Source organism: Arenibacter sp. 6A1 (assembly GCF_012272855.1).
In the GTDB taxonomy this organism is placed as follows: domain Bacteria; phylum Bacteroidota; class Bacteroidia; order Flavobacteriales; family Flavobacteriaceae; genus Arenibacter.
In genome coordinates, this window is sequence record NZ_JAAXCQ010000014.1 from 47,355 (window position 1) to 60,358 (window position 13,004).

Genomic DNA, 13,004 nt, shown 5'->3' on the forward strand with positions numbered 1-13,004 from the left:
TTCCATCGGAACCCTAATCGGAATCCTTTTGGATCAACGACAGGGGGCTAGATGGACTGTATTCTCGGGGCAGTACTCCAAATTCCGCCTTAAAACATCGGGTAAAATAAGACGGGTTGTTAAATCCGACCATAAATAAAACCTCGCTAACAGTATGATCTCCTTGGGCAAGTAATCGGGCTGCTTTTTTTAGTCGTACTAAACGAATAAAATGGTTAATGGATAGTCCGGTCAGTGCCTTTATTTTTCTATAAAGTTGGTCCTGACTCATATCCATATTTTCAATTAGACTTTGAACCGAAAATTCGGAATCCGAAATATTGGATTCTATAAGACCAATGATTTTTTCAATAAACCGTTCGTCCACAGATTGTGGCTGGGTTTCCCCTAACAGCGTGTCCGACTCCAACATTTTCTTTCTCAAAGCCTCCTTTTGTTCTATTAGTTTCTTTACCCGGGTCAATAAAAGCCTACTGTTAAATGGTTTTTCTATATAGGCGTCTGCACCTTTTTCAAAGCCTTCAATTTGAGAATCCATAGATGTTTTTGCGGTCAATAATATGACCGGAATATGAGAGGTGTTTACATTGGACTTTATATGCTTGCATACCTCTGTTCCATCCATACCTTGCATCATTATATCGGTAATAACCAAATTTGGCATGTTGTTATTGGTTACAGAAAGCCCTTCCTTACCATTATCTGCGGTAAAGACCTTATATTCACCTTCTAGTATTTCCATTAAATAGTCTCTAATATCCTCGCTATCATCTATTATTAACACGGAGTGCTTTTTTGGATTTGAAGAGGTAATCTCAATTTTCGGAAAAGTATCCGTACTAAAGTCTGGATTGGAATGAATAACATGATGGGGGTATTTAGAGAGTTCATGGATTATAGGGAAATGAACAATAAATTCGGTCCCCTCATTTTCTACGCTGTGAACCTCAATTTTGCCATTGTGTATTTCCGTATATTTTTTTATTAAAGTAGTACCGATTCCGTTGCCTTGCAAATCTTCACATTTCTTGGATCTGAAAAATTGGAGAAAAATAGAATCCAATTCCTCCTTAGGAATGCCAATCCCGCTGTCCATGACACTAATAGAAATGTAGTCGTTATCATTATATACCTGTACCGTTACCTCCCCATATATTGGAGTGAATTTTATAGCATTAGAGATTAAATTAACCAAAATAGACTCTAATTTATTGGAATCAGCAACCAGAATTATTTTTTCATCCGGACATGATACTTCAAAATCCAGCTTATTGGTTTGGGCCATTTCGTAGAATTGAGAGCAGATACTCTTCACAAAAACATTGAGATTAATTTGTTCCAATTCTACATTCATGATATTGCTTTCGGCCTGTCTAAAATTCAGGATCTGATTTACAATATTTAATAGCATCTGCCCATTTTTATGCATTCGAATCAGCTTTTTATGAAATTTTTGCTCTATATCGCCAGTGGAAAGCATTTCTTCCAGGGGACCAATTATAAGGGTTAACGGGGTGCGTAGATCATGTGATACATTCGTAAAAAAGGAAAGTTTTTGTTGGTAGAGCTCGTGATTTCGCTCTTGTTTTATTTTTTCGATTTTCAAGGCCTGGATTATTCGAATACGTGCCCTTACCTCTATAAAAATGAGATACAGTATAAGTGCCAGACAAAGGGAGTAAGCCAAATATGCCAGAGGTGTGGCCCACCAGGGCTTTAATTTTATAATGGTAATCTTTCTGGATTGAGGGTTCCAACCAAGATGTTCGTGGCCTACTTTTACTTCTAGTTCATAGGTGCCCGATGGTACATTGGTGTAATTGGCAATATTGGATATACCGGTAGATTCTCTCCATTCTTTTTCAAAATTGTTGAGCCTATGTCGCAAGCGTACTTTCTTCTTCCCGGTAAAAGTCAAGGCGTTAAAACCAATGGAAAAAGATTGACTGTTGTGGGGTAGAATAATAGTATCGGAGTAATTTAGGTTTTGGGGCAAGATCACTTGTCCATGAAATTCTGTTTGAGGTGAAATAGCTTGATTTAAGGTGTGTAATTCCGAAAACATTAGGGTTGGAAAAGGAGGAAGGCGGATAGGTTCGTCTGGTTTTATTTTTAGAAGTCCATTGTCAGTGGCAACGACAATAGTATTGTCCATAGCGTCATAAAACAAATCGTAACAAGAGTATTCCGACAGTGTATAGGTTGCGGTCACCGCTTCCGGGTCTAGCTTAAAAATACCTTTATAAGTACCGGCCCATAAATTTCCGGAGGCATCCGAGGCTATTCCTGTAACCACACAACCATCTATTAAAGGATAGCGTTTTGGAGCTTGGTTAGGTTTTACAATCCCAATGCCATTTCTACAAAGAATCCATAAGTCATCATTGTCATGGAGATATAGGTTTTCTACAAATATTTTATCATTTTTAGCGCCAAAAGTTTCATATTGTTTTATGCGCGCTATGTTGCCGATCTCATCAAGTTTTATGGAAAAAATACCATTTTTTGAAGATCCGGCCCATAGTATATTGTTTTTGTTGTCGCTTATCAGACTCCTTATATCTGTAGGATTTGCTTCCGTTTCCTTAGGAAGGTCAATTTTCTGCAATTGCAATTTGCTCTTTGATAACCTATACAATCCTTTTTCGGAGCTACCTATCCATAAGTTATCATTGGGCCCCCGTGTGATGCTGTAGATACGATCTTTATCTAATAATCCAAAATCGTACTTATTGGGAACTAATTTATGGGTATGGGGATCGTATGTCTTAATTCCGTTGCCCCAAGTGCCAATAAGGAGGAGTTTAGTGATAGGATCATAATAAAGCGATGATATAGATTTTATTTCCTTGTTGGATGCAACAGATTGAAAATTTTTATGGTTTTGAGTGTGTTCTCCAAGTCCATTACCATGTGTTCCTACGAAAATTCTACCATCGGGTAATTTGGCCATCGCCCAGATAATATTTGAGAATAGATTCTTCTCATTTTTCGCATCATGGATAACCGAATAATTTTTTTCGCTTAAATCGATTACGTTCATTCCTCCAAACCAAGTACCAATCCAAAGATTATTATTACTGTCAGTGTAGAGGGTCAATACATAATTGGAGTGCAGGTTATTTTGTTTATTCTGGTCGTATTGGAAATGCTCTAGTTTCTTACCATCGGTAGAAAACTTATATACTCCATGTTCTTCTGTACCTGTCCAAATAGAATTTTGATGAACACTCAGTGACCGGATTTCGGTGTGCTCCAGTTTCCAGGGATCTGTAAGGGTATAAAGGAGGTTGTTTTTTTCCAAGACAGTATTCACCACTCTAAAAAGCCCCTTGTCCGTACCTAAAAGCAAGTCGCCGCTATGAACGGCTAGGCTCCTTATCCTAGAGGTACCCTTCACCTCTATAGGTTGATCAAGAATATAATTGTTGTTTATTTTCTTGACCCTTGTGATTTTAGAACTTTCATTGCCAATGAGCAAGCTACCGTGCACTTCGAGAATGGTATGAATTGCCCCAGAAAGTGTAGTGAGTACTTCCGGATCCGAGATTTGGTAATCAGAGGATTTTGAATCGATATCTGACAGGGGAAATGAAAATAGGGTTCCATGATCACTGCCTACCCAAACCTTGTCATTACTGTCTAAAAACAAGGAGGAAATGCCTGCCAAATTTTCTAACTTCATTTTTTCAATGACTAAAGGAACGATTGTTTTTTTGAATTTATCCAATAAAAAAAGTCCCTTGTCACGCGTACCGATCAAAACCAATCCTTTTTTTAAAAATAAAGTTTGTGATATCTTATTGCTAAAACCTTCGGTATTGTGCAAATTGAAAAGGACAAACTGACTTCCATCAAAAATGTTTAAGCCTTCACCTGTAGCAATATAGATAAGTCCTTCATCATCTTCACTTATATGCTCTACATTATTAAAGACCAATCCATCCTTGGTGTTGTAGTTGACAATTTGTGAGAAGGTCTTATTCCCAATAAAAAAGGTAACTAGGGAGATTAGAAAAACAATCTTTTTAGAACTCATATAAGTTTATTCAGGTCTTTCGTAAAAATAGGGATTTGTTAATAAATTCTTAAAATATTTCCGAAAAAAAGACAAACTAACCCGAGTACGTAATATTTCGTGAAATTGTGTCATAGATATCGGAATTTGTTATAACAACTTATATTGTTTGTAATGTATTATTGAAAAGTAAGGATGATGTTAGCGAGATTGGGCTTACAAGAAGAGCATAGACTGTTACACGATACTTGTGAAATAAAAATGGTTGTTTTTAAGTTGTTAGTTTTTTTGAGTTGTTTGTTTGGGACAAGGGGTGGTTATTATCGCCCTTTGTTTATTTTAGTGAACCCGGACATGCCAAGGGTATGGCGAAATTAAAAATGCCTAAGTCCATTTTACACCAGTAAAAGAGAGTCCTTCCATAACGATATATCAAATCAATGCGCTTTAAATTAATTTATGAAATATCCCCAAAAAGAACTCACTTGGGGATATCTATAAAATTATGGTAGTATAGCAACGAAGGTCTTTATCTAAGGCGTATTCCAAGGTTTATAAGGATTCCAATGTCAGATGAAAAAACAATGTTGGGATGTCATAGGCAGTCTCTTCTGTATGGATTCCCATGGCTACATTCATAGTTGTTTCGGTAATCTCTTTAATAATAACTATGTTACTGGTTTCCTTAAAACCTAGATATTCGTCCAAGATAAGTCTTTGCTTTCCTGTAAAATGTACACTCATAGGGCCTACTTGTGGATAGAGCGTATTAATCGTGAAATCTTCTTTGCTTACTTCCCAGGTGGCATCCGGATTAGGTGTATATACTGCATGAGCCAAGGGTACGTTAGCGAGGTCTGCTGAAACGGCAGTAATATTAGCTCCATGAAAAGCGCTAGCATGTATGATCCCCATAAGGCTTTGGCCATCAGTATTATCAACCTTATAAGTACCATCGTAGACAAAAGTAAAGGTATCCTCATAAGAAGCGCCCAATCCAACGGCGGCTAACAAATTATCAAAGGATGCTATTAAAAGGCTAAGGTCGTTTATAATTAACCCTGCACCATCCTTACCTGCGGTATAGGCCTTTTTTAATCTCCAGGTTTTACCTTCGGGTCTACCTTGACCTCCAGTAAGAAGTATTTCAAATGAAGGCAGAATTGTTACTTGCTTCGTTTCGGTAAATGTGCCATTTGTGCCACTAACGGTCATGGAGACATCATATGTGCCTGGGCTTTTAAATACATAAACAGGATCCTCCTCTGAACTCGTTGCTCCATCTCCAAAATCCCATGAGATTGTGGTTGCATTTTCAACCGTACCGTTAAAAGTCACCTGGGTGTCTTTAATTAAAAACTGGAAATCAGCTAAAGCGGTCACTGGTGCATCATTACTGCAATTCGCCATAGTTAGGGCGAAAATTAAAAGACTGAATATTTTAATATTTTTCATCTGTGTATTGTTTTTGATGGTCATAGGTTATTCGCATTACTTCATTCGTATTAGCGATCAGTTTTCGGTCGTGCTCAATTTATAGGTCTTATATTTCAGTAATTAATCTCTTAATTCTTATCCCACCAAATTGGGGTGTCAATTTTATTGGGCCCTTGTCTGTTGATAGCCTCATTTGTATTGGCCGTATTGGAACCAAGCTCAAAAGACGAGTAATTGAATCGAGTAGGCATAATACCATTAGTTGCACCTTTAGACAAATTGTCGTCGGTACGAACGGCTATAGCAGGATAACCAGTACGACGAATATGGGACCATGACTCAAAGAAATCCGGAGTCAGGGCCAACCACAATTGTACCCCAATTTGTTCTTCATCGTTAGTGCCCGCTAGGGATGCCGATGGAGAAGCCATAAAAGTTTCGATGTCTGCTGTTTCTACAGCCCATTGGTTTAAGGAAGTTTCGATGCCCTTTCTAAAAAGTAAGTTGGCCTTTGCAGGGTCATTGTCGTATGCAAGAGCTGCTTCTGCTCTAAGCAGCCATGTTTCTGCAGCGGTCATTACATACAGTTTGCTATCGGAGGAAGATAAGGCAAGCCCCATATTGGATAAATTAGCAAAATTGGAATTTCCAAAAGCCCGATCTGTAAGTCCGTTGGTAATTCCAGAATACTGCCCATTTTGATCCGTACTGACAAATACCGCTAATCTTGGATCGTTTGTACCCTGTAGTTGATCGATAAATAGGGTAGACATTTTTATGGAAGGGAATCCGGTTCTTCTGGTAAACCATGCATTTCCGGTACCTTCGGTCTCTATCAAAAAAGCATCGTGTTCGGGACTTTCCATTAAGGGTTGCGACAGACATTGTGCGACAGTAAACTGCGATAAACCAGTATCCGCATAACGCAATCGCATAGCCAAGCGAAGCCGAACGCTGTTGGCGAAACGAACCCATTTATCCAAATCATTATCAAAAACAGGGTCCGAATTAGGGTATCCCAAAGAAGGGCTAGCAGTTTTTAACACCAAAATACTATTTGTTAACCTATCGATCATATCCTTATAAATACTTTCCTGTGTATCATATTTTGGTTGTAAGATGTCTTTAGATTTACCTTTGCCGCCTTCCGTATAGGGTATGTCTCCAAAGGCATCCGTGATTTTAGCATACCCTAACACGGCAATTACATTGGCCATAGCATTCCGGACCTTATTGGAGCTGTGGCCCGAGGAGGTAAGTTCCAATATCTCTTCTATATGGCGTATAGTACCTCCGTATAAATCATTCATTATATCATTGTAGTCATCGTCAAAACCATCTCCGTACTGATCAGGCGCTCGCCATGTGCTTCCTGCCACATAACAGTGTGCGAGTTGGCCTGCGAAACGTGAGGATGCTTGATCTGTTGTTGATAGAAATAAACTTCTAACTGCTTTAGTGAATAGTGCAGAATCGTCTATTGTAGTTACTGCATTCGGATTTTCATACAGCTCATCCAAATGGCTCTCACAAGAAAGGCATACCGTTCCCACCACTGCCAGAACTACTATTTTTAGTTTAAAATATTGTATAGTTTTCATAGTTGTCAGTATTAAAAGTTGATTTTTAAATTCATCCCATAGCTTCTTGTAGAGGGTAAAGATGAATGTTCAAAAGCAGTACTGGTTGGACCACTGCTATAGGTGGCTTCTGGGTCTATGTCGCCAGCCGCGTTATATAAAAAGAGTAAATTTCTACCCACAGCTGACAAACTTCCCGATTGTATAAAAGTGCCGCGCAACATGCTTTTAGGAAAATCAAAAGTCAAGGCAACCTCCCTAAGTTTTACATTGGTAGCATCTAGCATAAGGTCTGTTGCTATTTCATTTGAGAAAATATCCGAGAATTGTTTTAACATGGCACCCGCTGTAACATCATTGGGAAAACCTGTGTGTTCGTTGATGCCTTCTTCTATTATTCCAGTTTCCCTGCCCACTAAACTACGGGCATCTGTACCAAAAAACATTCGGTATCCGCGACCATACGAATAGTATTCACCACCTACCTGGGCACTTACCAAAGTATTTAAAGTAAGGTTTTTAAAGCGTATTTTATTGGTAAATCCACCGTACCAATCGGGGTTAATATTTCCTAGAGCGATTCGATCGCCACGTTTGGCATAGCCGTCATCTCCAATTATTTTTCTTCCAAAATTATCCCTTAAAAAATCATTACCATAAATAGTTCCGAATTCTTGACCTGGTCGTGCTTCCACCGAAGCCGTCCATAAACTGCCTAATTGAATGCTTTCTAGGCCTTCGTTTAAGGAAACTACTTTAGAGTTGCTTTTGGTAAAGTTAAACCCTAGGTCCCAGGAGACATTTTTAGCGTCTAATGGGGTTAAGTTCAATTGAGCTTCAAAACCTTTATTTTCAATCTCCCCAGCATTGACTACTTTTGAGGAGTATCCGGTTGTTCCAGAAATGGGAACCGCCATAATTTGATTTGTAGTATTGGTTTGGTAGTACGTAACATCTAATTGGATACGGTTTTTATAAAAACCTACATCGGCACCAACTTCCCATGATTGAGAAACTTCCGGTCGCAAATCAAAAGAAGGTAGACTTCCGGAAATAGAAGCCATGGTGTAGGGGAGGGAGACAGTTTGGTTTACATTATAAACTGCTTGAGTACGATAAGGGCTGGTATCATTTCCTACTTTAGCAAAAGATCCTCTTATTTTCCCTTGGCTTATTACATTAGAGGTGATGCCCAATAATTTTGTGAACAATAAACTCACGTTCTCAGAGTGGTACCAGTAGGAATTATTGGCTTTGGGTAAGGCCGAAGAATTATCATTTCTAAGGGTAGCATCAAAATAAAGGTAACCACCATAACTAAACTGCCCTAACCCATAGAAAGAGTATATCGCTTTTTTGGTTATGTTTTCATCACTGAAGGCGTTCTTATAATTGCTAATTACATAAAAATCATCAACTTTAGCATCATTCCCTGAAACATTTAACGCACTACTAAATTCGTTGCGATAGGTAGATCCTATACTTAGGGTAACATTGAAATTAGATATATTAGCTGTGTAGGTTCCAAGAATATCGGAATTCCATATGCTGCTTTTTCCACTGTCGTGTCTATACGAACCCAATCCATTGCTAACGGCCTGTGCACCCCTTGCACCATAGCTGGTAAAGTCATATACTATATAGTCCATACCCGATTTCGCAGTAATATTGAACTTATTACTTATATCCCAATCCGCAGCAATAAATCCTTGAAAACGGTCTTTTTTATCAAGATTACCAGTATTTTCCAAAGTCCAATAAGGATTATTGAAAGTGTTGTCCAAATTCCATTTTATTTCCTCGCCATTAGAGTTTTTAGTATTGTTTGCAACATCATTCAACCGTATATCTCTTGGCATTAGAGAAAGTTGTAATGCGGTATTGCCGCTACCTTCCGCTAATTCTGGTCTATTGCTAACTTTAGAGGTGAGATAGGTCATTTTTCCGTCTATGCTAAATTTATCAGTTAGTTTGGAAGTGCCCCTCATACTAAAAGTCTGTTTATTTAAAGTATTATTACTGATAATTCCTTGACCTTCTTCATCGGTTATTGCGATCCGGAAAGAGCCCTTATCGTTGCGGCCTTCAAAGGCCAAGGTGTTTGAAAAGGTAAATCCGGTTTGATAAAATTCCTTATAAGGATCTCTATTTGGATTAGCGGAGTAAGTATCTTGATGCCCTAGCCAGTTCGTATAGGATTGTCCTTCCATTTTAGGCCCCCAACTCCAAGAAAAGGGATAGTCAAGAACGGGCCTGCCATCTGAATTTATCGGCGCAAAATCAGCAAATGCCCCAGTACCGTATTCATTTTGAAAATCGGGGGTCAAGGCAACATCTGTAAACGAAAAGGAAGAATTCAAAGAGATTCCGATGCCGTTTTTTCTAACGCCAGATTTAGTGGTCACCAAAATAACGCCATTCATGCCCAAGGAACCGTAAGCGGCAGCGGCACCTGCTCCTTTTAGCACACTAATGGAAGCTACGTCATCTGGATTTATATCAGAAAGGGCATCTCCGCGGTCAACACCCCCGAAGCCACCAGCACCACCAGATCCATTACTGATGGGAATACCATCAACAACCACCAACGGTCTGTTGTTACCATTAATGGTAGTGATTCCTCTTAACAGGACTCGGCTAGAGCCATCGACACCTGTATTGGATTGTGTAATCTGTAATCCGGAGACTTTTCCGGATAATGAGTTCATCACATTATTCTCTCGGGCAACATTGACTTCCTCTGATGAGACTTGTGAAATAGAGTAGCCTAGGGATTCCTTATCTCTTTGGATATTAAGGGCGGTAACCACGACCTCATCCAATAATTGGTCGTCCTCTTCAAGAGCGACATTGATGGTGGTTTGTCCCGAAACAGGAACTTCCAACGACTTGAATCCGATATACGAAAATTCCAAAATAGCATCTTTACCAACTTGACTGAAGGAGTAGTTACCATCAAAATCTGTTGATGTTCCTAGCGTGCTGCCCTTTAGAACCACACTGACACCTGCCAAGGGCATATTGGAGCCTTTTTCTGACACTTTACCGGAAACCGCTGTTTGCGCTATTCCTGAAATGGTAAAAACCATCAGAATCGATAAAATTATAAGGTTTTTCATTTGGTTTGGTTGTTTTATGGTTATTGGTTTAGGGAGGTCTCATTATCAGGTTTCAATTTTAAAATATACTCTGCGACCGCCATTTTTACCTCATCGGACAAATAGTTTTGGGGAGGCATTTCAGGATAGTCGTCCCGAAGGTTCTTCGGGTTGGTTATATAATCGACAATACCCTGTGGATTGTTATTGTGAATCGCCTGGATAATTTCCGTGGGTGGACCTATTAATCGGTTACCAAATGCATGGCATCCGGCACAGATGCCGTAATAGGTTATTTTACCTAGTTCTTCCTTGCTTACAGATCTTGGTGCTACTGGTTCGGGCAGCATATAGGTACGAACGTTTTTGGTGTCCGTAATTTGGGCCGGACCCCAATCATCGATACCAAAAGAGCGGTATTTGTTTTTATCCCTGATGGTACTGCCGGTACCACCCCCGTAGGCAAAAATATCGGGCCCCTTGGTGTCCAATTGACTGAGCATGATTGCCTTTATTTCACCGGTGGGATTATTTCCATTGTCGTACATGATATTATCTAATATCACTACCCGATCCGGATTTCCTTCAGAATTAGGATCGTTGGCTTTAGGGGCACCTGTGGCCAAATCCACAATGGTGATACCCGTATTATTGTTCCCTGTTATAATGTTGTTTTCCACGATTACATCATCGGCCGCCATAATAAGAATACCTGTGCCCGCGGGAACACCCGCTACTGTTGATCCTGGGGCGCCAAAATTAGGAGTATTATTATTGACAACGAAGTTGTCTCTTATGATCACATCGTATGTTGTTTTTATCGGAAGCCCGGGAGTTACAAAAGCCAATATCCCCCCCGTATTGTTATGTGCATAATTGTTTGCCACCAAACAATGCCTAGAATTCTCAATTTCGATACCAGCCACATTATCAAAGACTTCATTGTGTAACACATCAACATTGTCGCACATGCCCACATAAATGGCAGCATCTTCAATTTTACTACAAACGTTGTGCTCGATCAATCCATTTTTCCCATATTGTGGAAAGATACCGTACACCCCGGTGTCAATGATCCAATTGTTGCGAATAACAAAATTATTACCGGCCTGGCCCATAATGCCATTGCCCTTGTAATTAATGATCTTAAAACTTTCTATTAATATCCCGTTGCCAGAATAAAGAAAAGCATCGTTGATTTCTTTTTTTCCATCCAAAGTGGGCCATTTTCCGTTTATAACCACTCCTTGGAGACCGATATTGTCTTTATCGATATACACGTTTTCAGAATAAGTGCCTGGATAAACGCGGATCAAATCTCCTGGATTTGCTTTTTTTACGGCATCTTGAATGGAGCCGCCATCCTTTACTTCGATAATCTCACCGTCGTATGTGAGGGTCTTTCTAATAAGGGTATCGTTGGCATCGGTTGTCATGCGATAGCCTATGGGTGACGGAATTGGTACAGTATCTTTATACGGGGTGGCAAAAAAGGATTTTCCCAAAAAAACACCTATTGCCAAAAAGACAATTGCGCCGATAATTTTAAAAAATGTTGATTTCATTTGTTTTAGATTTAAATGGATGGTTTTATTCCAGAAGGCAAGTTTTCTGGTACCTGTGGTGTAAAAGTTTCATCTGTCAAAGTTTTTAGAAAGTCGACCAATCTATCCAATTCATAATCAGTTAGATTGGGTTCCCAAATGTGCCAGTGAACGATTAGCTCTTCATCGTCAGGTACGGCGTGGCCCCGGCCGTCGGTATAAAATTTTATGGTTTCACGAAGGGTTTGAAAATTTCCCGAATGCATATAGGGGGCGGTTTTTTCGATATTTCGAAGGCTGGGCACTTTAAAGGCCCCTCGTAAGGTTTTATCCTTAAAAGGTATTTCGGCACCAGGGTCTAGCGGTAGTCCGTTTGGTTCTGGTGAGCCTATAACAGCGAACTGTTGATTAGTGAAAAGTGGGGGAGTATGACATTCTGCGCAACGGGCTACAAAGGAACGGAAGATGTTCAACCCTTCAATTTCATTTTTATTTAGGGCATCGTGATACCCGTGAGCATATTGGTCGTATTTGCTATTTAAGGAAATTAACGATGCTTGAAAAGCAGAAAGGGCAGTATAAATTTCGTTTAATTTGATGTCTTCGGAAGGTTTTTTACCAGGAAAGGCCTCCGCGAACATCAATTTATAAGTATCGATGGCATTCAAACTATTTAAAAGGTTTTCGGGGGTATTGTCCATTTCCACCTCAGAAAATAATGGTCCTTGGGCTTGTTCTTCCAAAGTGGTGGCCCGTCCGTCCCAGAAAAGCTTCTTAAGGTAGGCAACGTTCCAAAGTGAAGGTGCGCCGCGGGTTAATTTTTGCCCATGACTACCAATACTAGTGGGGAGGCCATCTGAAAATCCCTTTTTGGGATCGTGACAGCTAGCGCATGAAATAGTGCCGTCACCCGAAAGAACAGGGTCGAAAAATAAATAGCGCCCTAAATCAATTTCCTGTGGGGAAAAGCCATCACGAATTTCAGGAAGTGAAGTCTGCAAACCGCCAACACCCTTATTATGGGGTGAATCGTATTGTTGGTACAGATTGAGGGCAATACATTCGTTCTGATCGTTTTTTATAAAACCGGGAGGGCATTGCGACTTTAATTTTGGAATTGGTTCATAGGTTTCGGAAACTTTTTTTGGGAGAAAATAAAAAAGGGAAATTATCAGGATCACTCCCGAAACTACTGATTTTAGCACTAGACTACTTCCGTTCATAAATTATTAAGCAGATAGGTTGGGTGAAAAAACTCGAAGAATGCAAACTGCACTCGATTACGAATTAAAATAGAATAGTAGAAAAACCTTAGTATTTTAGGGGC

6 protein-coding genes are annotated in these 13,004 nt (G+C 39.6%); all 6 read right to left on the reverse strand.

Annotated features, from left to right (window positions below):
• Positions 1-13: 13 nt before the first annotated feature.
• Positions 14-4,039, reverse strand: coding sequence for a response regulator (locus HCG49_RS13270; protein WP_168470021.1), 4,026 nt, complete (start codon positions 4,037-4,039; stop codon positions 14-16).
• A gap of 531 nt (positions 4,040-4,570) precedes the next feature.
• Entirely contained in the window at positions 4,571-5,473 is a 903-nt protein-coding gene (locus tag HCG49_RS13275; protein ID WP_168470022.1) for a PKD domain-containing protein, read from the reverse strand.
• A 110-nt stretch (positions 5,474-5,583) separates the two neighbouring features.
• Positions 5,584-7,056 carry a SusD/RagB family nutrient-binding outer membrane lipoprotein gene (locus HCG49_RS13280; protein WP_168470023.1) on the reverse strand — a complete coding sequence of 491 codons (1,473 nt, stop codon included), beginning with the start codon at positions 7,054-7,056 and terminating at the stop codon, positions 5,584-5,586.
• 11 nt (positions 7,057-7,067) lie between these two features.
• Positions 7,068-10,154 carry a SusC/RagA family TonB-linked outer membrane protein gene (locus HCG49_RS13285; RefSeq protein ID WP_168470024.1) on the reverse strand — a complete coding sequence of 1,029 codons (3,087 nt, stop codon included), beginning with the start codon at positions 10,152-10,154 and terminating at the stop codon, positions 7,068-7,070.
• Between the two features lie 20 nt (positions 10,155-10,174).
• The gene (locus tag HCG49_RS13290) at positions 10,175-11,698 is read right to left on the reverse strand and encodes a parallel beta-helix domain-containing protein (RefSeq protein ID WP_168470025.1); all 1,524 of its coding nucleotides are present in this window, start codon (positions 11,696-11,698) and stop codon (positions 10,175-10,177) included.
• An 11-nt stretch (positions 11,699-11,709) separates the two neighbouring features.
• Positions 11,710-12,900, reverse strand: coding sequence for a cytochrome-c peroxidase (locus HCG49_RS13295; RefSeq protein WP_168470026.1), 1,191 nt, complete (start codon positions 12,898-12,900; stop codon positions 11,710-11,712).
• Positions 12,901-13,004 lie beyond the last annotated feature (104 nt).